Below are 26,934 nucleotides of genomic sequence, written 5' to 3'. Positions count from 1 at the left end.
AGCCTTCCGTGGGGATGAAAGGATTCACCACATGCTGCGCTGGCTGACCGCGGGGGAGTCTCATGGCCCGGCCCTCGTCGCGATCCTGGAAGGGCTGCCCGCCGGTGTGCGCGTGACCTCGGATGACATCGCCGAGGCGCTGCGCCGCCGTCGGCTCGGTCATGGGCGGGGCGCCCGGATGAAGTTCGAGCAGGACCGCGTGACGATCGTCGGCGGGATCCGGCACGGCCGCACCCAGGGCGGCCCGGTCGCGATCGAGGTCGGCAACACCGAGTGGCCCAAGTGGGAGACGGTCATGTCGGCCGATCCCGTCGACCCGGACGAACTGGCGGCCCAGGCGCGCAACGCGCCGCTGTCGCGGCCGCGGCCCGGGCACGCCGATCTCGCGGGCATGCAGAAGTACGGCTTCGACGACGCCCGGCCGATCCTGGAGCGGGCCAGCGCCCGCGAGACCGCCGCGCGGGTCGCGATCGGCGAGGTGGCCAAGGCGTTCCTGTACGACGTGGCGGGCGTCCGCGTCCTCAGCCACGTGGTCGCGCTCGGTGAGATCGGCGCCCCCGACGGCGTCCTCCCGGGCCCCGACGACCTCGAGCGGATCGACGCCGACCCGGTGCGCTGCGCCGACCCGGAGACGAGCGCCGCGATGGTCGCCCACATCGAGGAGCTTCGCAAGGCCGGCGACACGCTCGGCGGCGTCGTCGAGGTCCTCGCCTACGGCCTGCCGCCCGGCCTGGGCAGCCACGTCCACTGGGACCGGCGGCTCGACGCGCGCCTCGCCGGGGCGCTCATGGGCATCCAGGCGATCAAGGGCGTGGAGGTCGGCGACGGCTTCACGACCGCGCGCCGCCCGGGCTCGCGGGCGCACGACGAGATCGAGAACACCCCCGAGGGCATCCGGCGGCGCACCGGCCGCGCCGGAGGCATCGAGGGCGGCATGACCACCGGCGATCCGGTCCGCGTACGGGCCGCGATGAAGCCGATCTCGACCGTGCCGCGCGCGCTGGACACGGTCGATGTCACGACCGGCGAGCCGGCCAAGGCGATCAACCAGCGCAGCGACGTCACCGCGGTGCCCGCCGCCGGGGTCGTCGCCGAGGCGATGGTGGCGCTCGTGCTGGCCGAGGCCGTGGTCGAGAAGTTCGGCGGCGACTCCGTCGAGGAGACCGCACGTAATCTGCAGGGCTACCTCTCATCTCTGGTGATCAAGTGAATTCCAAGGTCGTCGTCATCGGACCGCCCGGATCCGGCAAGACCACCGTGGGGCGGCTCCTCGCCGAGCGCCTCGGCGTCGCGTTCCGCGACACCGACCACGACGTCGAGACCACGGCCGGCAAGCCGATCGGTGAGATCTTCGTCGACGACGGCGAGGAGCACTTCCGCGCGCTGGAGCGCGCGGCCGTCCAGGACGCCCTCGCGACACACGACGGCGTGATCGCCCTCGGCGGCGGCGCGATCCTGGACCCCGGCACCCAGGCCGACCTGGCCGGTCACCGCGTTGTGTACCTCGAGGTCGGGCTCTCGGACGCCGTCAAGCGGGTCGGGCTGGCCTCGGCGCGGCCGCTGCTCGTGCTCAACCCGCGCAGCCAGTTCCGCAAGCTGATGGAGGAGCGGCGCCCCGTCTACGAGCGCCTCGCCGTCCTCACGGTGGGCACGGACGACCGGGAGCCGGCCGACATCGCCGACGAGATCGTCAAGGGGCTGTCGTGACCCGCGTCCACGTCGGCGGCGACGCGCCGTACGACGTCGTGATCGGCACCGGCGTGCTCGGGCAGCTGCCCGCGCTGGTCGGCGAGGCCCGCACCATCGCCGTCGTGCACCCCGAGGGACTGCCGGAGATCGCCCGGCCCGTGTGCGGGGTGCTCGCCGAGGCCGGCTACGACGTCCACGCGTTCCCCGTCCCCGACGGCGAGGCCGGCAAGGACGTCGCGGTGCTCGCCGGGCTGTGGTCCGGCTTCGCCCGGCTCGGCATGACCCGCACCGACGTCGTCGTCGGCGTCGGCGGCGGCGCGACCACCGACCTGGCCGGGTTCGCCGCCGCGAGCTGGCTGCGCGGCGTCAAGGTCGTGCTGGTGCCGACGACGCTGCTCGCCATGGTGGACGCCGCGGTCGGCGGCAAGACCGCGATCGACATCCCCGAGGGCAAGAACCTCGTCGGCGCCTTCCACCCGCCCGCCGGCGTCCTGTGCGACCTGACGACACTCGTCACGATGCCGCGCGAGGACTACGTCAGCGGCCTCGCCGAGGTGATCAAGGCCGGCTTCATCGCCGACCCGAGGATCCTCGAACTCGTCGAGGAGGACCCGGAGGCCGCCGCCCGGCCCGACGGGCCGCACACCCTGGAGCTCATCGAGCGCGCCGTGGCCGTGAAGGCCCGGGTCGTGTCCGAGGACCTCAAGGAGAGCGGCCTGCGCGAGATCCTCAACTACGGCCACACGCTCGGCCACGCGATCGAGAAGCTCGAGGAGTACCGCTTCCGGCACGGCGACGCGGTCTCCATCGGCATGGTGTACGCCGCCGAGCTGGCCCGCCTGGCCGGCCGCCTCAGCGACACGGACGTCGAGCGGCACCGGGCGATCCTGTCCGCCGTGGGCCTGCCCGTCTCCTACCGCCCCGACGTGTGGCCGGCGCTGCGCGACACCATGCGCGTCGACAAGAAGGCGCGTGGCGCGCGGCTGCGGTTCGTCGTGCTCGACGGCATCGCCGTGCCGGGCCGGCTGGAGGACCCGGACGAGGACCTGCTCGTACGGGCGTACGAGCGGGTGACCCACTGAGCGGAGAAGAGGGCGGGCGGTCGATGAGTGAGGTCTTCGTCCTGAACGGGCCGAACCTCGGGCGGCTGGGCAGCCGCGAACCCGACGTGTACGGCGCCGCGAACTTCGAGGACCTGACGGCCCTCTGCCGCGACACGGCCCGGCGCCTGGGCCTGCACGCCGAGGTCCGCCAGACCGACGACGAGGCCGAGCTGGTGTCCTGGCTGCACGAGGCCGCCGACGCCAGGGCCCCGGTCGTCCTGAACCCCGCGGCGTTCACGCACTACTCGTACGCGCTGCGCGACGCCATCGCCCAGCGCACGGCCCCGCTGATCGAGGTGCACATCTCCAACCCGGCCGCCAGGGAGGAGTTCCGGCACACCTCGGTCGTCGCCGCGGTGGCCACCGGCACGATCGCCGGCTTCGGTCTCCTCTCGTACGTCCTGGCTCTGCAGGCGATCGCCGAGCTCCTGGCGGAGAGCGCGGACTGACCGGGGCCGCTAGGGCCGTCCCCGGCCGACTCCGGTACGGTAAAACTGAATCTCATTCGGTTACTGGTCGGTTTGGTCTGATTGGGGTGCGGCGCATGCGCATCGGGATGTCTCTCAACTACGCGGGCGGTTTCAAGGAGACCGTCGACGAGCTCGCGGACTATGAGAAGGCCGGGCTCGACATCGTCTTCGTGCCGGAGGCCTACAGCTTCGACGCGGTCAGCCAGATGGGCTTCATCGCGGCGCGCACCGAACGGCTGCAGATCGCCTCGGGCATCCTCCAGCTGTACTCCCGCACCCCGACGCTCACCGCGATGACGGCGGCCGGCCTGGACTACGTCTCCGGCGGGCGGTTCGTGCTCGGACTGGGGGCGTCCGGCCCGCAGGTCATCGAGGGCTGGCACGGCGTCCCGTACACCGCGCCCATCGGACGGACCCGGGAGATCATCGAGATCTGCCGCAAGGTGTGGCGCCGCGAGCGGCTCAGCTACGACGGCAAGTACTACAAGCTGCCCCTGCCCGCCGAGGAGGGCACCGGCCTCGGCAAGCCGCTCAAGCTCATCAACCACCCGGTCCGCGAGCGCATCCCGATCTTCATCGCGTCCCTCGGCCCGAAGAACGTCGAGATGACCGCCGAACTGGCCGAAGGCTGGGAGCCGATCTTCTACGTTCCGGAGAAGGCCGGCGACGTCTGGGGTGAGTCGCTCGCCCGCGGCAAGGCCAAGCGCGATCCTTCGCTCGGCGAGTTGGACATCGTCGCGCAGGCGTTCCTGGCGATCGGCGACGACGTCGACGGCCTGCTCGACCTCGGCCGGCCCATGGCCGCGCTCTACATCGGCGGCATGGGCGCCAAGGGCCGCAACTTCTACAACGACCTCGCCCGGCGGTACGGCTACGAGAAGGAGGCCGAGGAGATCCAGGACCTCTACCTCGACGGCAAGAAGGACGAGGCCGCCGCCAAGGTCCCGTTCGAGCTCCTGCAGAAGACCTCCCTGATCGGCTCGGAGGGCTTCGTCCGCGACCGTCTCGCGGCGCTGAAGGAGTCCGGCGTCACGACCCTCAACGTCGCGCCGATGGCGGGCGACCACCAGGGCCGCGTCAAGCTGATCGAGCAGATCCGGGAGCTCGCCGCCTCGGTGTGAGCCACGCTGTCGCGTCCGAGCCGTGACGCCGCGGGTGGCCCGTGGCGCTTCGGGCGGGCGGTGGCGCTGTGGGCGGCCTGTGGCGGTGCGGGCGTGCGGTGGCGCTGTGGGCGGCCTGTGGCGGTGCGGGCGTGCGGTGGCGCCGCGGACGGGCCGTGACGCCTCGGGCGGCCCATGACGCCGCGGGCGGGTCCGTGGTGCCGTGGGCCCATCCGGGGCGTGTCTTCCGAGGTCACCCGCCGGGCGTACAGTCGGGGGCATGCCGGAGATCCACGAGGTCCGCCGCGCGCGGCTGGCCGGGCTCATCGCCGCCCGCGACGCCGACGCCGCGCTCATCACCCGCCTGGTCAACGTCCGCTACCTCACCGGGCTGGCCAGTTCCAACGCCGCCCTGCTCGTCCGCGCCGACGGCACCGCCGTGCTGGCGACCGACGGGCGGTACGCCGGGACCGCCGCGCGGGTCTGCCCGGAGCTCGAGTGCGTCATCGACCGGGACACCTCCGGGTCGCTCGCCGCCAAGGTGCCGGGCCGGCTGGCGTTCGAGGCGCACGACGTCACCGTCGAGGCGCGCGACACGCTCGCCGCGGAGCCGGGCGCGCCGGAGCTGGTCGTGCTCGGCCATGCCGTCGAGGAGTTGCGGAAGGTCAAGGACGAGGAGGAGATCGCGCTCCTCGCGGAGGCCTGCGCCATCACCGACCGGGCCTTCGACGCGGTCCTGCCGACGATCCGGCCCGGCGTCACCGAGCGTCAGATCGCGGTCGCCCTGGACCGCGCCATGGTCGACCTCGGCGCCGAGCAGCCCGCGTTCGCGACGATCGTGGCGAGCGGCCCGAACGGCGCGATCCCGCACCACGTCCCGTCGGACCGCGCGATCGAGCACGGCGACCTCGTCACCATGGACTTCGGCGCGCGCCAGGGCGGCTACCACGCCGACATGACCCGTACGGTCGCGGTCGGCGCGGCGGGCGCCTGGGAACGCGAGATCTACGACCTCGTCGCGGCCGCGCAGGCCGCCGGCGTCGCCGCCGCTCGCCCCGACGCGATCACCAAGGAGGTCGACGCCGCCGCCCGCGATCTCATCGTCGCGGCCGGCCGCGGCGACGACTTCCCGCACGGGCTCGGACACGGTGTCGGCCTGGAGATCCACGAGGCACCGCTCATGGGGTATGACAAGACCGGTAAACTGATGGATCGAGTTCCCATCACCGTCGAGCCCGGCGTCTACGTCGCCGGTCGCGGCGGGGTCCGCATCGAGGACACGCTCGTGGTCCGTGCGGACGGTCCGGAGCTGCTCACCAAGACGACCAAGGACCTGCTCGTCATCTAGACGCGGCAGACCGCCGAAGCGGGAGAACGACACACTGTGGCGACGACGAACGACCTGAAGAACGGCATGACGCTGAACCTCGACGGCCAGCTGTGGACCGTTCAGGAGTTCCAGCACGTCAAGCCTGGCAAGGGCGGCGCGTTCGTCCGTACCAAGCTGAAGAACGTCCTGTCCGGCAAGGTCGTCGACAAGACCTTCAACGCCGGCACCAAGGTCGACGTGGCCAACGTCGACAAGCGGGAGATGCAGTACCTCTACCGCGAGGGCGAGGACTTCGTCTTCATGGACACCGAGACCTACGACCAGCCCCACATCCCGGCCGCCACGGTCGGCGACGCGGCCGACTACCTCCTGCCGGAGCAGAACGCCGTGATCGCCTTCAACGAGGGCACCCCGCTCTACATCGAGCTGCCGGCGGCCGTGGTGCTGGAGATCACCGAGACCGAGCCCGGCCTGCAGGGCGACCGTTCCACCGGCGGCACCAAGCCGGCCACGGTCGAGACCGGTGCGACCATCAACGTCCCGCTGTTCATCACGACCGGCGAGAAGATCAAGGTCGACACGCGCTCGGGCGACTACCTCGGTCGAGCCTGATCCGTGGCCGCACGGAGCAAGGCACGCAGGCGCGCCCTGGAGATCCTCTACGAGGCCGAGATCCGCGGTGACGCACCGGCCGAGGTCCTGGACCGGCGCATCCGGGAGTCCGAGCATCGGCTCGCCGAGCAGGACTTCATGGAGCGCCTGGTCGAGGGCGTCGCCGAGCGTCGCGAGCGCGTCGACGAGCTGATCACGACGTACGCCGTCGGCTGGACGCTCGACCGGATGCCGATCGTCGACCGCAATATCCTGCGCCTCGGCGCGTACGAGCTGCTGTGGAGCGACGACGTCCCCGACGGCGTCGCGGTCAGCGAGGCGGTGGCCCTGGCCACCGAGCTGTCCACCGACGAGTCGCCGAAGTTCGTCAACGGCCTGCTGTCTCGGCTGCTGGAGCTCAAGCCGTCCTTGTCGTTGTAGACGTCTAGTGTGGGCGGAGAGTCGCCGAGCCGGGAGGGGGCAGGCGTGACCGATCGTCCGCGATCGCGGTCGATGCGCACCGCCGTCGTGTGGGAGATCCTGCGCGACGTTCTCGACGAGAGCGCCAAGGCGTCGGGCCGGGACCGGCTCGACGTCGTCGACGCGGGCGGGGGCACGGGCGGGTTCGCCGTGCCGCTCGCCGAGCTCGGGCACCGGGTCACGGTGGTCGACGCCAGCCCCGACGCCCTCGCCGGTCTCGAGCGCCGGGCCGCCGAGGCCGGCGTCGTCGTCCGCGCGGTGCAGGGCGACGCCGACGGGCTGCTCGACGTGGTCGGGCCGGACAGCGCCGACCTCGTGATCTGCCACAGCGTGCTCGAGTACGTCGACGACCCGGCCACGGCGCTGGCCGCCATCGCCCGCACCGTCCGGCCCGGCGGAGCGGTCAGCGTGCTGGCCGCCAACCAGGTCGCCGCCGTCCTCCACCGGGCGCTCGCCGGGCACTTCGAGGACGCCCGCCGCGTGCTGTCGAGCGCGCAGGGCCGGTGGGGGGACCGCGATCCGGTTCCGCGCCGGTTCACCTCGGGCATGCTGGCCGAGCTGATCGAGAGCGCGGGCCTGCGGGCGGGGCCGGTGCACGGCGTCCGGGTGTTCTCCGACCTCGTGCCGAGCGGCATCATCGACGGTGAGCGCGGTGCCGCCGACGAGCTCGTCGCCCTCGAGCGCGCCGTGTCCATGCACCCCGTCCTGAAGGACGTCGCCACCCAGCTCCACGCCCTGGCCTACCGGCGCTAGGTCCACAGCCATGAGCAGGAAGCAGCAGTTGCATCGGCCGGGGCCGCCGCCCGGGCCGCCGGGGGACGACACTGGCTGCACGGTCCTGCATGTGGACATGGACGCCTTCTTCGTGAGCGTCGAGCTGCTCGAGCGCCCGGAGCTGCGCGGCCGCCCGGTCGTCGTCGGCGGAGCGGGGCCGCGCGGTGTCGTGGCCGCCGCGTCGTACGAGGCACGTACGTTCGGCGTGCACTCGGCGATGCCGATGAGCCGGGCCCGGCGGCTCTGCCCGCAGGCGGTCGTGCTGCCGCCGCGCCACGACAAGTACGCCGCCGTGTCGGCGGGCGTCATGGAGATCTTCCGATCGATCACGCCGCTCGTGGAGCCGCTGGCGCTCGACGAGGCGTTCCTCGACGTGGCGGGCGCGCTGCGCCGCCTCGGCCGGCCCGCCGAGATCGGCCGGATGATCCGGGAGCAGGTCTCCGCGCAGCAGGGCATCACCTGCTCGGTCGGGATCGCGAGTACGAAGTTCGTGGCCAAGCTGGCGTCCACCCGGTGCAAACCGGACGGCCTGCTCGTCGTGCCCGCCGACGGAGTCGTCGACTTCCTGCACCAGCTGCCGGTCGCGGCGCTGTGGGGAGTGGGGGAGCGTACCGAGGAGATCCTCCGCCGCCTAGGGCTGCGCACCGTCGGCGACCTGGCGCGGACCCCCGTCGACACGCTCCGGCGCGAGGTCGGGGAGGCGGTGGGCGAGCACCTGCACGCGCTCGCCTGGGGACGGGACCCGCGGTCGGTGACGCCGGCCGTTCCCGACAAGAGCATCGGCGCGGAGGAGACCTTCGACCGCGACATCGCCGACCCGGAGGCGATCCGGCGGGAGCTGCTGCGTCTGTCCGACCGGGTGGGCGCGCGGCTGCGGAACGCCGGACTGGTCGGCCGCACGATCGCCGTCAAGCTGCGCCGCGGGGATTTCAGCACGATCACCCGGGCCCGCACCCTCTCGGACCCGACCGATCTGGCCCGCGACATCTACGCGACCGCGTGCGCCCTGTACGAGGCGTCGGGCCTGGAGGGGGTTCCGCTGCGGCTGGTCGGCGTGCGCGTGGAGAATCTCATGCCGGCCGGGACGACGCCGCGGCAGCTCGCCCTGGGGGAGCCGGAGACCGGCTGGCGGCAGGCCGAGGCGGCCATGGACCTGGCCGCGAGGAAGTTCGGCGCGGGGGCCGTACGCCCCGCAGCGCTGGTCCGCGCCGAGCGTGAGCGTGATAATCGCCACGCTCGAGAGGGTCGGAATGGCCCCAGAGGTAGCCGTGATCATGGTGACTACGGGCAGTGAGCAGGGACATTGAATCATGATCCGCCTATCCCCAGTCGAACGTTTTCTTTCCCCCGGTCGTCAGGGCTCGTATTCTGGGCATATCACCGATAGCCATGTCCCCGTCCGGCGTGGGAATCCCCCTCGCGGGGCTGTCTTTGGGAGGCGCCGTGCCGCTCTCTGACCACGAGCAGCGCATGCTCGACCAGATCGAGCGCGCGCTGTACGCCGAGGATCCGAAGTTCGCTTCGGCGGTCCGCTCGACCGATCCGCAGGTGCATTACAGGCGCAGGATCTGGAAGGCCGCGATCGGCTCCGCACTGGGCCTGTTCGTGGTGTTGGCAGGCGTCATCGTGAACACCATGCCGATCAGTATCGTGATCAGCGTGGCGGGCTTCCTGCTCATGGTCACATGCTGTGCATGGGGCCTGACGAGCTGGAAGCGCATGAACGGCGTCGCCGCGGCCCCGGCGCCGCGCAAGCGCGGCCGTAAGCGGCCGAAGTCGGCCAAAAGCGGCGGGTTCATGGAGCGCCTCGAGGAGCGCTGGCGCCGCCGTCACGAAGAGCCCTGAGCCCCCACGAGACCCACATCACCGCCCGGCAGCCCGCCGGGCGGTGACTCGTTGATCCGCTGAGGCGTGTCCGGTGGGTCGGCCGACCAAGATCCACCGGACGCGCCCTCGCGTCCGGTGAGCGGGCCGGAGGAAGATCTACCGGACCCGTCCTCGTGTCGGGTGGGCCGGCCGGAGGAAGATCCACCGGACCCGTCCTCGTGTCTCGAAGCGCCCGTCCGTAGGACAGCGGGGCTTTGAGACAGGCCCAAGGGTCTGTCTCGAAGCCCCCGTCCGTAGCGAGCGGTGTCCAGGTGGTGCCTCGCAAGGCGGAGGAGGGAGTCAGCCTGGTGTTGGCTGGCGACCGACGACAACGCGGCGAGGCGCCGCCTGGGCGCCGCGCAGTAGGACAGCGGGGCTTTGAGACAGGCCCTAGCTCGGAGAGTGCCGGCGGCGCAGCGTCAGGGAGTCGAGCCGGTCGAAGGCGTCCAGCGCCCGTCCGATCCCGTGACGCAGGAGCATGATCGCGGACGGCGGCAGCAGCCGGACCCGCCAGCGGCGCCGGCGGCCCGCCCCGGCCGCGATCGCGGCCCGCACGGCCCGCGCGTCGTCGCGCAGGCCCGTGGCGGGGCCCGGCGCCGGCGCGTACCGCGCGAGTTCCTCGGCCTTGACGAGCCGGGCGAGGGCGTCCGCGGCCGGCTCGCCGAGAGGTCGCGCCTCCATGAGCCGCCGGGCCGTCGCCCGCGGGCTGTCTCCGGCCTGCCAGGGCAGCCCGAAGTCCACGGCGGCGATCCTCAGCTCGTCCCACGCCGCGTGCGCGACGCCGGCGTTGGACGCCGGCCGGGCCCAGCGGCTGACGCGCGCGAGGCGGCGCGACGTCGCGTCCCTCGGCTCGCCCGACGCCGCGTGCGCGACGTCGGCGTTGGACGCCGCCCCGGCCCAGCGGCGGGCGCTCGCGAGACGGTGCAGCGTCGCCGGGACCGCCAGGATCAGGATGACGGCAAGCATCAGGAGCAGCCGGCCGATCGGAGGCCCGCCCTGGTCGGGCGGGGGGAACGCGCCGGCCGCGCCGTTCCGGTCCAGCGGGTCGGGGCGGTGACGCAGGCCCGTGCCGGGACCGGCGGTCGAGCGGCCGTCCGGCGTCGACCCGGTCGAGGGGGGCCGGTTCGTGGACCCTCCGGTCGGGGCGCCGGGGAGAAGTTGCGGCGCGGTGTAGTCCGGCACGGTCGCGCTGCCCTGACCGCCGCCGCCCGCCGGGGTCGGTTCGAACCGTAGCCAGCCGATGCCGCTGAAGTACAGCTCCGGCCAGGCGTGGGTGTCCTTGGTCCGGACGATCCAGCTCCCGTCCGACTGCCGGGTGCCCGCGGTGTAGCCCATGCCGACGCGCGCGGGGATGCCGATGATCCGCGCGAGCAGCGCCATGGACGCCGCGAACTGTTCGCAGTACCCGGTCCGGCTGGTGAACAGGAAGTCGCGGAGCGCCCCGACGTTGCGCGGGGACGGCGCGTCGAGGCTGTAGGTGAAGTTCCCCGGCCGGACGAACCACTGCTGGAGCTTCACGGCGCGGTCGTACGGCGTCGAGGCCGAGGAGGTGAGCCGGTTCGCCAGGTCGACGACGTCCGAGGGGATCCCGCGGGGTACGGCGAGGTAGCGCGACGCGACGTCGGACGGGATCGGCGACGTGGTCTCCAGCTGCTGGTACGTGGGCGTCGGCCGGACGCTCGAGACCGTGTAGGTCTGCCCGCCGGCCGAGTCGCGCAGCGAGAAGATCATCAGTGAGGGGGCGTCCACCCGCCAGTCGCCCTTGATCGCCACCTTGGTCGGCGGGTACGGGGTCGGCAGCACGTTCATGCCGCGCACGTGCGAGTCGACGGCGATCCTGGTGTTCACCGTGCGGATCGAGCTGTCGCCCAGGCCGGGTGCCGCGGGCAGGGTCTTGCCGTTGACCCGCGCGTCCTTGTCCCCGTGCATGGGGGAGTACGTCCAGCCGTCGCCATCGAACCGGTCCAGGGAGTACATCCGCAGGTACTCCGGGGTCAGGTCGTCGGTGGTGCGGTAGGTGAGGACGATGGCGTCGTCCTGCCGCACCAGCTGGCGTTTGAGACTGACGAGCGGGTCCGGGGTCGTGACGGTGGTGAGTCCGCCCGGGCCGTCCCCACCGCTGCCGGGCAGCCACCGAGGATGGATGTCGGGCACCGCGAGCGGGACGACGATGGCGATGGCGACGGCGGTCAGCCCGATGCGCCGCCCGGTGGCGGCCAGCGGTCTCGAGTCGGGGCGGTCGTGCACGAACTTCTCGCCCGACCAGTGCCGGGTGAAGACCGGGCGGCCCCAGCCGGACAGCCGGTCCCGTGCGTCGGTCACGAGGAGCGCCAGGTATCCGGCCGCGCCGGGCAGGAAGACCAGCCATCCCGTGCTCTCCTGGCGGAACCTTGCCGGCAGGGCGTACATCGCCAGCAGGGGAAGCCCGGCGGGCGCCGCGCGGCGCAGCCGTACGGCCAGGAGGTCGACGACGAACGCGATCAGGCCGATGCCGCCGGTGCTCATCAGCTCGATCCCCGGCAGGACCGGCACCGGCGTGGCGTACTGGAACACCTCCTGCCAGCCGTCCTGGAGCAGGGCGGCGAGGTAGGAGACCGACGCGGGGGTGGGGATGACGCCGAGCAGCGCCGGACCGGACGCGAACATCGCCGTCAGGTAGATCAGCAGTGCCACCGGGCCGATCACGAGACAGACCAGGATCGGCAGCCGCAGCCTCCGGGTGAGAACGCCCGCCAGACCGGCGGTCAGCACCGCGCCGAGCCCGCTGCCGAACCACGTCGCCGTCTTGAACAGCGGGTACAGCGCGAGCGAGGCGAGCAGCGTCGCCACGCAGGCCACGATCGTGAGACGTATCCTCATCGCGCCTCCGTCCGATCCGGTTCACCGCGGAACCCGGAGTCACCGGCCTCGCCCCAGGCCGTCTCCAGGGCGGCGGCCGAGGATACGGTGACCACCCGCCACCCCGCCACGCGGAGCATCCGCAGGACCTCGGGGCCCGTGCCGCTCTCCCCGACGATCACCGCGACGCAGGCGGCGGCGCCGCGCCTGACCTGGGTCATCTCCCGTACGTCCTCCGACGTCAGCCGTCCGAAGACGCCCACGATGAGGCCGTCGCCGGCGGTCGCGGCCTCGCGGAGGGCCGCCACGCCCGGCCGCAGCGACCGGCCGGTCGACGTGCGGACGACGGCGAGGAGATCGAGCAGCGCCCCCTCGAACGTCGCCGACGGAGGGAGCGCGACGCCCTCGTCCGTGACGTACCGCAGGCCGAGGTTGTCCCGCCCGAGCCGCAGCCCGACGGAGGCGGCCGCCGAGACCGCCTGTTCGAACGTCGCTCCGGGCCCGTCGCCCCAGTGGGCCGTGCGCCGGGTGTCGAGGAAGAGGGTGGCGCTGGTCTGCCACTGCTGTTCCTCGCGGCGCACCATCAGCTCGCCGCGGCGCGCCGTCGACCGCCAGTGCACCCTTCTCAGGTCGTCGCCGTGACGGTATTCACGCGGGGCGATGTCGTCCTCCCCGGCGCTGGCCACCATGCGGGACCGGCTCTCGCCGCCGCCCGTCCACGAGCCGGTCAGCCGGCCCGGAGGGAGGGGCACGATCGGCGGGGTGACGGTGATGGCGTCCGCGGCCGAGAACGACCGCGCCAGCTCCACGAGGCCGAACGGGTCCGCGAGACGTACGGTCAGCGGTCCGACGTGGTAGCGGCCGCGCACGTCGGCGCGCACCCGGTAGGCCATCTCCCGCGCCCCGTGCGGCTCGATCCGGTCGATCACGAACCGCGCCCGTCCCCCCAGCGTGTACGGCACCTGGTCCTCCAGGAGAAGGATCCCGGTGGGCAGCCGGGAGACGTTCTCCAGCAGGACGTGCACCTGCGCCTCCTGCCCCGCCGGGAACCGGGCGGGGGACGCCCGGCGTGAGCAGGTCAGCCGGTAGCGGGTACGGGAGACGACGAGGACGGACAGCAGAGGGAGCGACAGGACCAGCAGGCCGGCGCGGAGCAGGTCGCGCTCGCCCAGCACGAACGAGCAGACGATGGCGGTGATCCCCGCGGCCATGAACGACCGCCCCCGGGTGGTCAGCGCGCTGAGCGTCGTCATGTCAGCGCCGGTGGCCGGGGACCGGGACGCGCTGGACCAGTTCGGCGACGACCTGCTCGGGAGTGCGGCGCTGGACCTGCGCGTCGGCCGTCGGCAGCAGCCGGTGGGCGAGGACGGGGACCGCGAGGCGCTGCAGGTCGTCGGGGAGGACGTACTCCCGTTCGTCGAGGGCGGCGTAGGCGCGGGAAGCGCGGACGAGCTGGAGCGTGGCCCGGGGCGAGGCGCCCAGGCGGAGTTCGGGATGCTCCCGGGTGGCCGTGACCAGGGAGATGGCGTACTGGCGCAGCGCGGGCGCGACGTGCACGCTCCGGACGACCTCGATCATCGACCGGACGTCGGCGGCGTGTGCGACCGGCTGGAGTCGGTCCAGCGGCGACGGCCCGCCGTGCACGTCGAGCATCTCCAGCTCTGCGCCCGGTTCGGGATACCCCATCGCGATCCGGGCGGTGAACCGGTCCCGCTGCGCCTCCGGAAGCGGGTAGGTCCCCTCCATCTCCACCGGGTTCTGGGTGGCGATCACCATAAAGGGGGCGTCCAGCGTGTGGGTGTGGCCGTCCACCGTGACCTGCCGCTCCTCCATGCACTCGAGCAGCGCGGACTGCGTCTTCGGCGAGGCCCGGTTGATCTCGTCGCCCACGACGATGTTCGCGAACACCGGCCCCGGCTTGAACTCGAACTCCCGGCGCTCCTGGTTGTACGCGCTGACCCCGGTGACGTCGCTCGGCAGCAGGTCGGGCGTGAACTGGACCCGTCGCACCGAACAGTCGATCGACCGGGCGAGCGCCTTGGCCAGCATCGTCTTGCCGACACCCGGGACGTCCTCGATGAGCAGGTGACCCTCGGCGAGGAGGACGGTCAGCGCGAGCCGTACGACGTCGGGCTTCCCCTCGATGACGGACTCGATGGCCGCGAGGATCTTCTTCGAGATCTGGCCCAGCCCGTCCAGTCCGCCGCCTACACCGTCGTGCGTGGTCACTGACACTTACCCCTCCTCGGCCACCCGAACGGCGAGCGCGGATTGCCGCTCCACCGCCCGCGGACGGGCACTCACCCGATATGTCACTTGTAACTGGGTCATACCAATTCCGTGTGGTACTGACAGTACGTCGTTAGGCCCGTTCACGGCGATGTCTTGAGGGTGCCGGAGCGCTCCGCGTCGCCGCCGGTGACGGGCCGTGTTCCCGCTGCTCCACCCTTCGGGTGACTGGTCGTGTTCTTCCGGTCCGTCCGGCCGGGTTCCCCCTGTTCCTCCGGCCGGGTTCCCCTGGTTCCTCCGGCGGTGTTCCCTCCGTTCCTCCACTTCCCCCCACCACCGCCTCCGGACGCCCTCCGGAGGGCGTGACCGGCGGTCCGAACCGACGCGCTCGTCGGCTCTGACGGCCCCTCTGACACCCCACGACGGCGCCCACTTCTGACCTGGCCATTCGCGCGGCGAGATGCCGTGTGACCGGTGTTTTGGTCGTTGACCGTGGGGGAGAGTGGAGTACAGTGGGGCGCCGTGGGGGACGGTGTATCGACCCTCCGCGATGCGGGAGGTGGGGGCCGATGTTCCTCGGCACTCACTCACCGCGCCTGGACGACAAGGGACGACTGTTCCTGCCGGCGAAGTACCGCGAGGAGCTGTCAGGGGGATTGGTGATCACGAAGGGCCAGGAACGCTGCCTCTACGTCTTCCCTGAGGCCGAGTTCCAGCGCATCACCGAGGCGCTTCGCACCGCACCGGTCACCGCCAAGGCAGTGCGGGACTACAGCCGGGTCTTCTTCGCCAGCGCCTCAGACGAGGTCCCCGACAAGCAGGGCCGGATCACCATCCCGCAACCGCTTCGGCGGTACGCGGGCCTGACCCGCGACTGCACCGTCATCGGGGCCAACACGCGCTTGGAGATCTGGGACGCCTCCGCGTGGGAGACCTACCTGGCCGACCAGGAGCAGCAGTTCTCCGACCTCTCGGAGGAGGTGCTGCCAGGGATTCTTTGACGCACCATCGCCGGTGATCGGAAATCCGTTCGGCGAGGTCTCCACCCGCTCCCAGCTGGCGCACCTTCCCCGGTGCCAGATGGCCGTTGCACGACTCTTCCTCACGGAGCAGCGGATGGGGACCTGGCCGGACGAAGTTCCGACGGGGGCCGGCGAAAGCCATTGAGCGGTGAGCCGCCGAGCAGGAGGGGTGGCGTCTTCCACGGGGCAGACGGCCACACCGGCCGCCTACATCGTTCCTGATCTGTTCTCTCTCAGGGGTGACGGGCGACAGCGAACGCGGTGTCAGCGCTGTCCGCGAGCAGTGGCGTCCTGAGGGGGTTTCATGCACGGCGACGATGAGCGCGAGGAGGGCTCGCGCACGCAGGGCCACGTTCCGGTCATGCTCGACCGGATCCTGGCGCTGCTCGACCCGGCTCTGTCGGTGCCCTCCGATGAGGACGCGATCTACGTCGACGCCACCCTCGGCCTTGCCGGGCATGCCGCCGCCGTGCTCGCCGCGCACCCGCGGGTGCGCCTCATCGGGCTCGACCGCGACACGACGGCGCTGGAGCGGTCCCGGCAGCGGCTCGAGCCGTACGCCGGCCGGTTCGCGCTCGCGCACGCCGTCTACGACGAGTTGCCCCGGGTCCTGGCCGAGCTCGGCGTCCGCCGGGTGCACGCCGTCCTGTTCGATCTCGGGGTCTCGTCCCCGCAACTGGACGAGGCCGAGCGCGGCTTCGCCTACTCCTACGACGCGCCGCTCGACATGCGGATGGACCGCACCCAGCGGCTCACCGCCGAAGAGGTGGTCAACACCTATTCGGTCGCCGACCTGACGCGCATCCTGCGCGAGTACGGCGAGGAGCGGTTCGCGCGGCGCGTCGCCGAGGCGATCGTCCGTGAGCGGGGGCGCGCCCCGCTCACGTCGACGGCCCGCCTCGTCGACGTCGTCCGCGGCGCCATTCCCGCCGCCTCGCGTCGTACGGGAGGCCACCCGGGCAAGCGCACCTTCCAGGCACTGCGCATGGAGGTGAACGGCGAGCTCGCCGCGCTCGAGCGCGCGATGCCCGCCGCCCTCGACGCCCTGGCCGTCGGCGGCCGCATCGCCGTCCTGTCCTACCACTCGCTGGAGGACCGGATCGTCAAGCGCGCGCTGGCCGCGCGCACCACCGACACCACCCCGCCGGACCTTCCGGTACCGCTGCCGGAGCGGCAGCCCCGGTTCCGCCTCCTCACCCGGGGAGGGGAGCAGCCGTCCGGCGAGGAGACCGAGACCAACCCCAGGGCCGCCTCGGCACGCCTGCGTGCCGCCGAGCGGATCCGGGAGGAGCCACGTCCGCGAGGCATCGGCGCGATGCCCCTCGGTGAAGAGCCGCCGAGCGGGCGGAGTGGAGCAGGAGGCATCGCATGACCATCACGACTCCACCGGAGACCCGGCGGCGCCTTCGGCGCGGGGAGGCGTCCACGCGCACCGGTGCCGCGAACGGCGCCGATGCCACGACGAAGGACCGGGCGGATCCACCGCGCGAAAAGCGCGCCAGGGCGGCTCCAAAGGGCGCGCCCAAGGACACCACGAAGGATGCGTCGGGTGCCGTGCCGAAGCAGGGCGGCAGGACGGACAAGGGCTCCGGCACCGGCGGCCGCGCCGCCGCGCGGGGGACCGGCGCGGCCAAGCGCGGCAAGCAGCGGTCCGGCGGCGCCAAGGAGGCCTCGCGGTCGGCGGCCACCGGCACGGCCACCGCGCGCCGCCCCGCCTCGGCGAAGGAGGCCCGCGCCGCGTCCGGGAGGACCGGCGCACCGGCGGCGGGCCGGAAGGCTGCGACGCCGGCGTCGGGCGCCACGGCGACGAAGGCCGCCCGGACGGCGACCGGGACGCCGACGCGCCGGACCGCCGGGAGCGGCACCGCGGCGCGCCCACAGCGGCGGGCGCCGCAGGAGGCGGCCCCGCCGCGCGGCCGCGCGCCGTTCGTCCTGCTCATCGTGGGCCTGCTCGGTGGAGCCCTCGTCAGCCTCCTGCTGCTGAACACCGTCCTGGCGCAGGACGCCTTCACGCTCAGCGAGCTGCAGCGTGACAACCGGCAGCTGGCCGAGCGCAAGCAGGCGCTCCAGGCCGACATCGCCCGGGAGAACGATCCGGAGGTGCTGCACAGCAAGGCCCTCGGCCTGGGCATGAAGGACCCGCAGGGCCCGGCGTTCATCGACCCCCGTACGGGACGGCTGATCGAAGGCGGCGCCCGCCCGCAGGGCGTGTCCGACGCCGCGGTGGCCGCCGCGGCGGCCGGAGCCGTCACCGGCGCGCCCGGCGCGCTCGTGCCCCCGGCCGATCCCACGCCCCCGCGCCGGACCACCACGGCGCCGCGCCGGACCACCGGCACGGCTCCGCACGCGAAGACGGCGACGCGTCAGCCGGGCGCGACCGGAGGCGGCACGCGGTGACCTCGCGCCGTGGCCGCGGACCGGCCGCACCCTCACCGCCCGGAGGCCCGCGTCGCTCGAGCGGCCCCGGGCAGGCCGGTCGCGGCCAGGGCGGCCGCGGCCAGGCGTCATCGGCGCGTTCGGGCGCGCGGGGGGGCGCCGGTTCGGCGCAGTCCGCCCGGCGCGCCCGCGGCCGTCCGCCGGCGGCGGCGCCACGGCGGCCCCGCGCGCTCCTGCGGCGCCGGATCATCCGCCGTGATCCGGTCAAGCGCCTGAACGTCGGCCTGCTGCTCGTCGCGTTCGTGCTGTCGCTGTTCGCTGGGCGTCTCGTCCAGCTGCAGGGCATCGAGTCCAAGGGCTACGCCGAGGCGGCCGTGCGGCAGCGGCTGAACCGGATCGACCTGCCGGCGGTCCGCGGGTCCATCACCTTCGCCGGCGGGCAGCCGCTGGCGATGACCGTCGACGCCCGGGTGATCTATGCCGATCCGTCGCTGATCCAGCAGTACGAGCAGAAGCACAAGACGGATCTCCATAACAAGATCGCCACGACGCTCGCGTCGATGTTCGGCCTGAACCCCGCGACGCTGGCGCAGAAGCTGACCCCCCGGTCGAAGATGGACCACTACCGGGAGCTGATCCACCACGTGCCGCCCGACCGCGCGCGCATGGTGACCCAGATGGACTTCACCGGGATCGGCACGCTCCAGGAGTACCGCCGGGACTATCCGGGCGGTGACCTCGCCGCCAACGTCGTCGGCTTCGTCAACACCCAGAACGACGGCGCCGCGGGCCTGGAGTCCAGCATGAACAAGCTGCTCAAGGGGCGCAGCGGCTGGCAGAAGGTCGAGGTGAGCGAGAAGGGGCAGCGCATCCCCATGGGCGAGGACCAGCAGAGCAAGCCGATCCCCGGCAAGGGCCTGCGCCTCACCCTCGACCAGGACATCCAGTGGAAGGCCCAGGAGGCGATCGCCCGCCAGGTCAAGGCGACCAAGGCGCAGAGCGGCACCGCCATCGTCATGGATCCGCGTACGGGGCAGGTCCTCGCCATGGCGACGGCGCCGACCTTCGACCCGTCCACGTACTGGAAGTGGAAGCCCGACGACTGGGGCGACCGGGTGATCGGCGAGGGGTTCGAGCCGGGCAGCACCAGCAAGGTGGTCACCGCGGCGGCGGCGCTGGAGGTCGGGCACGTGACGCCCGACACCGTGTTCACCGTGCCCGACCACATCACGCGGCTCGACCGGACCTTCCACGACTCCGAGACGCACCCGGCCGAGAGCCTCACCTTCGGCGGCGTCCTCGCCAAGTCCAGCAACGTCGGCACCATCATGGCCAGCGAGAGGCTGACCGAGTCGCAGCTCTACCAGTACATGCGCGCCTTCGGGTACGCCCAGGAGACCGGCGTCGGCCTGCCGGGCGAGAACCCCGGCCTGCTCAAGCCGCCGAACCAGTGGTGGGGCACCGACCGCTACCCGATCGCGTTCGGGCAGGGCGTGTCGGTCAACGCGCTGCAGGTCGCCAGCGTCTATTCCACGATCGCCAACCACGGGGTCCGCGTGACCCCCAACGTGATCTCCGGCACGACGGACGACCACGGCAACGTCACGCCCACCGCCAAGCCGGCCCAGCGCCGGGTGATCAGCGCCACCACCGCCGCCGAGCTCACCAAGATGCTCGAGGGGGTCACCACCAAGGAGGGCACGGCGCCCGCCGCGCAGATCACCGGCTACCGGGTCGCGGGCAAGACCGGCACCGCCCAGCGGATCAACCCGAGCTGCGGCTGCTACCAGGGCGGCGGTTACACCTCCACCTTCGTCGGCTTCGCTCCGGCGGAGAATCCGCAGCTCGTCGTCGAGGTCGTGCTGCAGAAGCCGCAGAACGGCTACTACGGTGGTGAGGTGGCGGCTCCGGTGTTCAAGGACGTCATGAGCTTCGCCCTGCAGAGCCGGCGCGTCCCGCCGAGCTCGGGCCGGGCACAGAAGATCCGTATCTCCCCAGACCAGCGCTGACCGACGGTAACCTCTCCGCCGTGTCCAACAGACCCGATCCCGATCTCATGCGACCCAAGACCGTTCCCGCCCGCCCGCTGTCCGGGCTCGCCTCCCTCCTCGGCCTGAGCGAGGGGAGTGAGCCGCTGCGGGGAATGGTCACCGGCGTCACGCACGACTCCCGGAAGGTCCTGCCGGGCGACCTGTACGCCGCGCTGCCGGGCAGCCGCTTCCACGGCGCCGTGTTCGCGGCGCAGGCCGCAGAGGCGGGCGCCACCGGGATCCTCACCGACCGCGAGGGCCGGATCCGGGCCGAGAAGTCGGGGCTGCCGGTGCTCGTCGTGGACAATCCCCGCGCGGTGCTCGGCCGCGTGGCCTCCTGGGTGTACGGCGACCCGGTGCGCGACCTGACGCTGCTGGGCGTCACCGGCACGAGCGGCAAGTCGACCACGACGTTCCTGCTGGAGGCGGGGCTGCGGGCCGCGGGACACGAGACGGGCCTGGTCGGCGGGATCGAGATCCGGGTTGGCGGTGAGGTGCTGCCGAGCGCGCTGACGACGCCGGAGGCGACGGACCTGCACGGCCTGTTCGCCCTGATGCGCGAGCGCGGCGTGACGGCGGCGGCCATGGAGGTCTCCAGCCACGCCCTGGACTTCGGCCGGGTGGGCGGCACCTGCTACGAGGTCTCGATCTTCACGAACCTCTCCCAGGACCACCTGGACTACCACCCGACGATGGAGGACTACTTCGCCGCCAAGGCGCTGCTGTTCACCCCGGAGTACTCCCGGATCGGCGTCGTGAACGTCGACGACGCCTGGGGCCGGCGGCTCACCCAGGTCGCGAAGATCCCGGTCACGACGTTCTCCGCGGACGGCGCTCCGGGCGCGGACTGGCGGGCGGAGGACGTGCTGCTGCGGGCGGACGGCAGCGACTTCCGGGTGGTCGGCCCCGGCGGGGTGGAGGCCGACGCGACCGTGCCGCTGCCCGGGCCCTTCAACGTCGCCAACGCCCTCGGCGTGATCGTGGCGCTGGTCGAGTCGGGGATCTCCCTGCAGGTCGCGGTGCGGGGCGTCGCCGGCGTGGCCGGGGTCCCCGGCCGCCTGGAGCGCGTCGACGAGGGCCAGGACTTCGCCGCCCTCGTCGACTACGCCCACAAGCCCGGAGCCGTCCAGGCGGTCCTGGAGACCCTGCGTCCGCTCGTCGCCGACGACGGACGGCTGATCATCGTGCTCGGCAGCGGCGGTGACCGGGACACCGGCAAACGCCCCGTCATGGGACAACTCGCGGCACGCCTCGCCGACGTCGTCGTCCTGACGAACGACAACCCGCGGTCCGAGGACCCCTGGGCCATCCTCAACGCTATGGTCGGGGGGATACTCACCGTGCCGGAGAACGACCGGGCCCACGTCGTCGTGGAGCCCGACCGGGCGGCGGCGATCGCCCTCGCGGCCGACCGGGCCCGGCACGGCGACGTCGTCGTCATCGCCGGCAAAGGTCATGAACAGGGGCAGTATGTCGGCGGTGCGGTCCTCCCGTTCGACGACCGCGAGATCCTGCGCCGCGTCCTGCGCGAGCGCCGGGAGAGGCGAGATGACCACTGAGCCCGCGCGGCCGCGGCACGCCTCGCTCGCACACGCGACGCACGGCGGTGTGCCCCCGCAATCGACCATTCGGACATCCGGCAAGGAGCAGACTTGATCCCACTCTCGCTCGCGAGGATCGCGGAGATCACCCGGGGGAGGATGGACGGTGCGTCCCCTGAGGCGGTCGTGAGCGGTCCGGTCGTCATCGACTCGCGCAAGGCCGAGCCCGGGGCGCTGTTCGTGGCGTTCCGCGGCGAGCACGCGGACGGACACGACTTCGCCGCCAAGGCCGTCGAGGCGGGCGCGGCGGCCGTGCTCGCCGAGCGGCCCGTCGGCGTTCCCGCGATCGTCGTCGACGACGTCCTGACCGCCCTCAGCACGCTCGCCCGCGCGGTGGTGGACCGGCTCCCCGACACCACCGTGATCGGCGTCACAGGGTCGGCGGGCAAGACCTCGACCAAGGACCTGATGGCGTGGCTCACCGGCCGGCTCGGCCCGGCCGTCGCGCCGCCCGGGTCGTTCAACAACGAGATCGGCCACCCGCTCACCGTGCTGAGCGCCGACGAGGGCACGCGCTACCTCGTCCTGGAGATGGGCGCGCGAGGGGTCGGGCACATCGCCCACCTCGCGCGCGTCGCGCCTCCGGACATCGGCGTCGTCCTCAACGTCGGCAGCGCCCACATCGGGGAGTTCGGCAGCCGGGAGGTCGTCGCCGAGGCCAAGGGCGAGCTCGTCGAGGCGCTGTCGCCCGAGGGCGTGGCCGTCCTCAACGCCGACGACCCGCTCGTCCGGGCCATGGCCGCCCGTACCCCGGCGCGGATCACGCTGTTCGGCCGCGTGCCGGAGGCGGACGTGCGCGCTACGGCCGAGTCCCTGGACGACGCGGGCCGCCCGCGGTTCACGCTGGTCACCCCGAAGGGCTCGGCCGACGTCGCGCTCCGGCTGTACGGCGCGCACACGGTGAGCAACGCGCTCGCCGCGGCCGCCGTCGCGCACGAGCTCGGCATGCCGGTCGCGGACATCGCCGAGGCGCTGTCGGAGGCGACCCCGGCGAGCCGCTGGCGGATGGAGGTGACCGAGCGCCCCGATGGCGTGACCGTGATCAACGACGCCTACAACGCCAACCCGGAGTCGGTACGGTCGGCGCTGGACACCCTCGTCCACATGGCTCGCGGCCGGCGCGCCTTCGCCGTGCTCGGCGAAATGGCGGAGCTGGGTGCGACCACGGTGAGTGAGCACGAGAGGATCGGTGTCCACGCGGCGCGGGGCGGCCTGGCGGGTCTGATCGCCGTCGGCGAGACCGCCGCGTCCGTGCTGGAAGGTGCTGGACAAGTGGGGTCATGGATCGGAGAAGGCGTGCGGGTCGAGGATGCCGACGCGGCGGTGGCCGCGTTGGGCGAGAGACTGCGGCCGGGTGACGTCGTGCTGGTGAAGGGCTCGCGCGTCGCCGGGCTGGAGAAGGTCGCCCAGGCAGTGCTGGAGATGTCCGAAGGGGGGCATGAGGCGTGAGGACCATCCTGGTCGCGTCGGCCCTGTCCCTGATCCTCGGACTGCTCGGCACGCCCGTGTGGATCCGCGTGGTCCGCCGTCTCGGGTACGGCCAGATGATCCGCGAGGAGGGGCCGGAGGCGCACCTGAGCAAGCGGGGCACGCCCACGATGGGCGGCACCGTGTTCATCGTCGCCGCGCTCATCGGCTACTTCGTCGCCCACGCGGTGACGGCGACCCCGCCCACGGTGTCGGGCCTGCTCGTGCTGCTCCTGATGGCCGGCCTGGGCATGGTCGGGTTCGTCGACGACTACATCAAGGTCTTCAAGCAGCGCAGCCTGGGCCTGCGGAGCGGCGCGAAGATGATCGGCATCATCATCGTCGGCGTCGTGTTCGCGCTGCTGTCGCTGCGCTTCCCCAACGCGTACGGCGCCCCGCCGGCCATGCCGTACCTGTCGTTCCTGCGCGACTTCGGCCCGCCGATCGGCCCGTACCTGTTCGTGCTCTGGGCGCTGATCATGATCGCGGGCACGTCCAACGCGGTGAACCTCACCGACGGCCTCGACGGCCTGGCCGGCGGCGCGGTCGGCACGATCCTCGGCGCGTACGTCCTGATCGGCAACTGGCAGCTGCGCAACAGCTGCTTCTACGTCGGGCTCGCGCAGAACTGCTACACCGTCCGAGATCCGCTCGACGTGGCGGTCGTCGCCTCCGCGGTGCTGGGCGCCCTCGTCGGCTTCCTGTGGTGGAACGCCCCGCCGGCCCGGATCTTCATGGGCGACACCGGCTCGCTCGGCCTCGGCGGCGTGATCGTCGGCCTGGCCGTGATGACGCGCACCGAGCTGCTGTTCATCATCCTCGGCGGGCTGCCGGTCCTCATCACGCTGTCGGTGATCATCCAGGTCGGGTCGTTCAAGCTGACCAGGAAGCGCGTCTTCAAGATGGCGCCGCTGCAGCACCACTTCGAGCTGTCCGGCTGGGCCGAGACGACGATCGTCGTACGGTTCTGGCTGATCTCCCTGTTGTGCGTGGGGGCGGGCCTGTCGCTGTTCTATCTCGAATGGATGCCGAACTGATGACCGCCTGGAACGGCCTGCGGGTGTGCGTGGCGGGCGCCGGCCTGTCCGGTCGCGCCGCCGCCCGCGTCCTGGCCGCCCGCGGTGCCCGCGTCACGCTCGTCGACGCGCGCGACGACGAGGCCCTGCGCGCCGAGGCCACCCTGCCGGGCGTCACGACGCGCCTGGGCGACGGCGACACCCTGCCACCGGAGACCGACCTCGTCGTCACCTCGCCGGGCTGGCGTCCCACGGCCCCGCTGCTCGAGGCCGCCGCCAAGGCCGGCGTCGAGGTCATCGGCGAGGTCGAGCTGGCCTGGCGGCTGCGCGGCCCCGACGCCCCGCCCTGGCTGGCCATCACCGGCACCGACGGCAAGACCACCGTCGTGCGCATGCTGGCCCAGATGCTCGAGGCCGCGGGCCGCCGGACGATCGCGGTCGGCAACGTCGGCACCCCCATCGTCGAGGTCGTCGCCGGGGCCGACGGCGCGGGCCCGGAGCCGTACGACGTGCTGGCCGTGGAGCTGTCCAGCTTCCAGCTGCACTGGTCGAGCTCGATCCGCCCGCTCGCCGCGACCGTGCTCAACGTCGCGCCCGACCACATCGACTGGCACGGCTCCCTCGAGGAGTACGCCGCCGCCAAGGGCAAGATCTTCGGTCCCGGCACGCTCGCGGTCGTGAACGCCGACGACGAGTGGTCCGTACGCCTCGGGGAGCGCGCCGAGCGCTCCGTCGGCTTCACGCTCGCCGTGCCCAGCCCCGGCCGGCTCGGCGTCGTCGAGGACCTCCTCGTCGACCGGGCCTTCACCGCCGACCCCGTACGCGAGGCGGCGGAGCTGGCCGAGCTCTCCGACGTCCGGCCGTTCGCCCCGCACAACGTCGCCAACGCCCTCGCCGCCGCGGCACTCGCCCGCGCGTACGGCGTGCCGCCCGAGGCGGTCGGCGAGGGACTCCGGCGGTTCCGACCCGACCCGCACCGCATCGAGCACATCGCGACCGTGGGCGACGTCGACTACATCAACGATTCCAAGGCGACCAACCCGCACGCGGCGGCCGCCTCCCTGGCGGCGTTCCGCTCGATCGTGTGGATCGCCGGCGGGCTCCTCAAGGGCGCCGACGTGGACGAGCTCGTACGCTCCTGCGCCGAGCGGCTCCGAGGCGTCGTCCTCATGGGCGCCGAACGCGGACGGATCGCCGACGCACTCGCGCGACACGCCCCGGATGTCCCGGTCGTGGACGTCGCCGACACCGACACTGGTGCCATGGATCGCATCGTGACCGAGGCGTCCCGTCTGGCCCGGCCGGGAGACACCGTCCTGCTCGCGCCCGTCGGGGCGTCGTTCGACATGTTCGCCGGCTATCCGGCACGCGGTGAGGCGTTCGCCGCGGCCGTCCGGCGGCTCCCGGGCTGAGCGGCACGGTGGGTTTCCGAGCAGAGTGAGCCGATCGCGGCCGGTGGCTCGGGGGTGAGCCGCGGGCCGGGTTTCCGAGGGGCGTGATTCGATCGTGAGCGGGGCCGACGACGGTTCGGGGAGCACTCGGGATGAGTGGCGTGCCGGGTCTCCGAGGGTGGTGAGCCGATCGTGAGCGGGATCGACGACGGTTCGGGGAGCGCTCGGGATGAGCGGCGCGCCGGGTCTCCGAGGAGGGTGAGCCGGCCGTGAGCGCGGTCTACGACGAGGAGGAGCCGCGGTCGGGGCCGCGCGCCTGGGCGTCCGGCGTGGCCGGCCTGCTCGACCGGCCCCTCACCTCCTACTACCTGGTGCTCGGCAGCTCCCTGCTGCTGCTCGCGCTCGGCATGGTCATGGTGCTGTCGGCGTCGAGCATCAAGCAGTACCAGGACACCGGGTCGGCCTTCAGCCTGTTCGAGAGGCAGGCGCTGTGGGTCGGCATCGGCCTGCCGCTGATGTGGATCGCCGGGCGGATGCCTCCCAAGGTGTTCCGCACGATCGCCTACCCGCTGATGCTGCTGTCGGCGCTGGCCCTCGCCGTGGCGCTGCTGCCCGGGCTCGGGCAGAGCGTCAACGGCGCGCAGCGCTGGATCAGCTTCGGCGGGCCCTTCCAGCTGCAGCCGTCGGAGCCGGCCAAGCTGGCCCTGGTGCTGTGGGGCGCCGACCTGCTGGCCCGCAAGGAGAAGCTGCGGCAGCTCACCGACTGGCGGCAGCTGCTGATCCCGCTCCTGCCGGGCGCCGGGGTCCTCGTGCTGTTCGTCATGCTCGGCAGCGACCTCGGTACCACCGTGGTGCTCCTGACGATCTTCCTGGCGCTGCTGTGGGTCGTGGGCGCGCCGGGCCGGCTGTTCGTCGGCATGGCCGGTGTGACCAGCGTCCTGGTCGCCATCCTCATCGTCGTCGAGCCGTACCGCATGACGCGGCTGACCGGCTTCCTCGACCAGTCCGGCAACCAGTACGGCATCAACTACCAGGGGATCCAGGGGCTCTACGCCATCGCCTCGGGCGGGCTGCTCGGCACCGGCCTCGGCGAGGGCCGGGCGAAGTGGAACTACCTGCCGCACCCGGAGACCGACTTCATCTTCGCCATCATCGGCGAGGAGCTCGGGCTGATCGGCACCCTCATCGTCCTCGGACTGTTCGGCCTGCTGGCGTACGCGGGGCTGCGGATCGCCCGCCGGGTCAAGGATCCCTTCATGCGGCTGGCCGCGGCCGGGGCGACCGCCTGGCTGATCGTCCAGGCCATCATCAACATCGGCGCGGTGATCGGCGTCCTGCCCATTACCGGCATTCCGCTGCCTCTGGTGTCGTACGGTGGGTCCGCCCTCATCCCGACGTTGTTCGTGCTGGGCATGCTGCTGTCGTTCGCGAAACGCGAGCCCGGCGCCCGGCAGGCCCTCGCCGCACGTGGTCCGGGACCGGCCGTAATGGCTCTAAGCTGGCTGGGCCTGGCAAAGCGCTGAGGGTGTCGAACCCGTGACGGAGCGAGAATGATCAGGAG

The 26,934-nt window shown here is 72.5% G+C and carries 23 protein-coding genes; 20 read left to right on the top strand and 3 right to left on the bottom strand.

Features of this window, described 5'->3' with window-relative positions; all coding sequences use genetic code 11:
• The first annotated feature begins 31 nt into the window (after positions 1-31).
• From aroC to ACYVF7_RS42665, 11 genes are all read left to right on the top strand, one after another.
• Entirely contained in the window at positions 32-1,210 is a 1,179-nt protein-coding gene (aroC, locus tag ACYVF7_RS42715; RefSeq protein WP_460351691.1) for a chorismate synthase, read from the top strand.
• Positions 1,207-1,707, top strand: a complete 501-nt coding sequence (locus ACYVF7_RS42710) for a shikimate kinase (protein ID WP_460351690.1) — start codon at positions 1,207-1,209, stop codon at positions 1,705-1,707. The genes aroC and ACYVF7_RS42710 overlap by 4 nt, the downstream gene beginning before the upstream one ends.
• Entirely contained in the window at positions 1,704-2,771 is a 1,068-nt protein-coding gene (aroB, locus tag ACYVF7_RS42705) for a 3-dehydroquinate synthase (RefSeq protein WP_460351689.1), read from the top strand. The genes ACYVF7_RS42710 and aroB overlap by 4 nt, the downstream gene beginning before the upstream one ends.
• 23 nt (positions 2,772-2,794) lie before the next feature.
• On the top strand, positions 2,795-3,241 hold the full coding sequence (aroQ, locus tag ACYVF7_RS42700; RefSeq protein WP_460351688.1) for a type II 3-dehydroquinate dehydratase: 447 nt from the start codon (positions 2,795-2,797) through the stop codon (positions 3,239-3,241).
• 95 nt (positions 3,242-3,336) lie between these two features.
• The gene (locus tag ACYVF7_RS42695; RefSeq protein ID WP_460351687.1) at positions 3,337-4,383 is read left to right on the top strand and encodes an LLM class F420-dependent oxidoreductase; all 1,047 of its coding nucleotides are present in this window, start codon (positions 3,337-3,339) and stop codon (positions 4,381-4,383) included.
• A gap of 259 nt (positions 4,384-4,642) precedes the next feature.
• A complete protein-coding gene (locus ACYVF7_RS42690) occupies positions 4,643-5,710 on the top strand; it encodes a M24 family metallopeptidase (RefSeq protein ID WP_460351686.1) in 1,068 nt (355 codons plus the stop codon).
• A 36-nt stretch (positions 5,711-5,746) separates the two neighbouring features.
• Complete coding sequence (gene efp / locus ACYVF7_RS42685; protein WP_345431221.1) at positions 5,747-6,304, top strand: elongation factor P; 558 nt, start codon at positions 5,747-5,749, stop codon at positions 6,302-6,304.
• A 3-nt stretch (positions 6,305-6,307) separates the two neighbouring features.
• Positions 6,308-6,724 carry a transcription antitermination factor NusB gene (gene nusB, locus ACYVF7_RS42680; protein WP_460351685.1) on the top strand — a complete coding sequence of 139 codons (417 nt, stop codon included), beginning with the start codon at positions 6,308-6,310 and terminating at the stop codon, positions 6,722-6,724.
• A gap of 72 nt (positions 6,725-6,796) precedes the next feature.
• Entirely contained in the window at positions 6,797-7,516 is a 720-nt protein-coding gene (locus tag ACYVF7_RS42675; RefSeq protein WP_460358427.1) for a methyltransferase domain-containing protein, read from the top strand.
• 10 nt (positions 7,517-7,526) lie between these two features.
• Positions 7,527-8,831 (top strand): DNA polymerase IV, encoded by a 1,305-nt coding sequence (locus ACYVF7_RS42670; protein ID WP_460351684.1) that lies wholly within the window; start codon positions 7,527-7,529, stop codon positions 8,829-8,831.
• A 149-nt stretch (positions 8,832-8,980) separates the two neighbouring features.
• The gene (locus ACYVF7_RS42665) at positions 8,981-9,382 is read left to right on the top strand and encodes a DUF3040 domain-containing protein (protein WP_460351683.1); all 402 of its coding nucleotides are present in this window, start codon (positions 8,981-8,983) and stop codon (positions 9,380-9,382) included.
• Positions 9,383-9,793: 411 nt separating this feature from the next.
• Here the strand turns inward: ACYVF7_RS42665 and ACYVF7_RS42660 are convergent, their stop codons facing one another.
• The 3 genes from ACYVF7_RS42660 to ACYVF7_RS42650 are packed head-to-tail and all read right to left on the bottom strand — an operon-like array spanning position 9,794 to position 14,470.
• On the bottom strand, positions 9,794-12,262 hold the full coding sequence (locus ACYVF7_RS42660; RefSeq protein WP_460351682.1) for a transglutaminase family protein: 2,469 nt from the start codon (positions 12,260-12,262) through the stop codon (positions 9,794-9,796).
• Positions 12,259-13,494, bottom strand: a complete 1,236-nt coding sequence (locus ACYVF7_RS42655) for a DUF58 domain-containing protein (protein ID WP_460351681.1) — start codon at positions 13,492-13,494, stop codon at positions 12,259-12,261. Before ACYVF7_RS42655 ends, ACYVF7_RS42660 begins: the two co-directional genes overlap by 4 nt.
• A 1-nt stretch (position 13,495) precedes the next feature.
• Positions 13,496-14,470 carry an AAA family ATPase gene (locus ACYVF7_RS42650; RefSeq protein ID WP_460358424.1) on the bottom strand — a complete coding sequence of 325 codons (975 nt, stop codon included), beginning with the start codon at positions 14,468-14,470 and terminating at the stop codon, positions 13,496-13,498.
• Positions 14,471-15,039: 569 nt separating this feature from the next.
• Between ACYVF7_RS42650 and mraZ the strand changes: the two genes are divergently transcribed.
• The 9 genes from mraZ to ftsW all read left to right on the top strand — a co-directional run bounded on the left by mraZ (position 15,040) and on the right by ftsW (position 26,896).
• A complete protein-coding gene (gene mraZ / locus ACYVF7_RS42645) occupies positions 15,040-15,471 on the top strand; it encodes a division/cell wall cluster transcriptional repressor MraZ (protein WP_460351680.1) in 432 nt (143 codons plus the stop codon).
• A 325-nt stretch (positions 15,472-15,796) separates the two neighbouring features.
• Positions 15,797-16,864 carry a 16S rRNA (cytosine(1402)-N(4))-methyltransferase RsmH gene (gene rsmH, locus ACYVF7_RS42640; RefSeq protein ID WP_460351679.1) on the top strand — a complete coding sequence of 356 codons (1,068 nt, stop codon included), beginning with the start codon at positions 15,797-15,799 and terminating at the stop codon, positions 16,862-16,864.
• The gene (locus ACYVF7_RS42635; protein ID WP_460351678.1) at positions 16,861-17,889 is read left to right on the top strand and encodes a hypothetical protein; all 1,029 of its coding nucleotides are present in this window, start codon (positions 16,861-16,863) and stop codon (positions 17,887-17,889) included. Before rsmH ends, ACYVF7_RS42635 begins: the two co-directional genes overlap by 4 nt.
• A gap of 224 nt (positions 17,890-18,113) precedes the next feature.
• Positions 18,114-19,877 (top strand): peptidoglycan D,D-transpeptidase FtsI family protein, encoded by a 1,764-nt coding sequence (locus tag ACYVF7_RS42630; protein WP_460358423.1) that lies wholly within the window; start codon positions 18,114-18,116, stop codon positions 19,875-19,877.
• A gap of 47 nt (positions 19,878-19,924) precedes the next feature.
• Entirely contained in the window at positions 19,925-21,457 is a 1,533-nt protein-coding gene (locus ACYVF7_RS42625; protein WP_460358421.1) for a UDP-N-acetylmuramoyl-L-alanyl-D-glutamate--2,6-diaminopimelate ligase, read from the top strand.
• A gap of 93 nt (positions 21,458-21,550) precedes the next feature.
• On the top strand, positions 21,551-22,948 hold the full coding sequence (locus ACYVF7_RS42620) for a UDP-N-acetylmuramoyl-tripeptide--D-alanyl-D-alanine ligase (RefSeq protein WP_460351677.1): 1,398 nt from the start codon (positions 21,551-21,553) through the stop codon (positions 22,946-22,948).
• Entirely contained in the window at positions 22,945-24,003 is a 1,059-nt protein-coding gene (gene mraY / locus ACYVF7_RS42615) for a phospho-N-acetylmuramoyl-pentapeptide-transferase (protein ID WP_460351676.1), read from the top strand. Before ACYVF7_RS42620 ends, mraY begins: the two co-directional genes overlap by 4 nt.
• On the top strand, positions 23,988-25,394 hold the full coding sequence (murD, locus tag ACYVF7_RS42610) for a UDP-N-acetylmuramoyl-L-alanine--D-glutamate ligase (RefSeq protein WP_460351675.1): 1,407 nt from the start codon (positions 23,988-23,990) through the stop codon (positions 25,392-25,394). Before mraY ends, murD begins: the two co-directional genes overlap by 16 nt.
• 248 nt (positions 25,395-25,642) lie before the next feature.
• Positions 25,643-26,896, top strand: coding sequence for a putative lipid II flippase FtsW (gene ftsW, locus ACYVF7_RS42605; protein WP_460351674.1), 1,254 nt, complete (start codon positions 25,643-25,645; stop codon positions 26,894-26,896).
• Positions 26,897-26,934 lie beyond the last annotated feature (38 nt).

This window comes from Actinoallomurus acanthiterrae, assembly GCF_054775715.1.
Note: the sequence above shows the minus strand (reverse complement) of the source record. Positions and strands in the feature narration are given on the sequence as shown.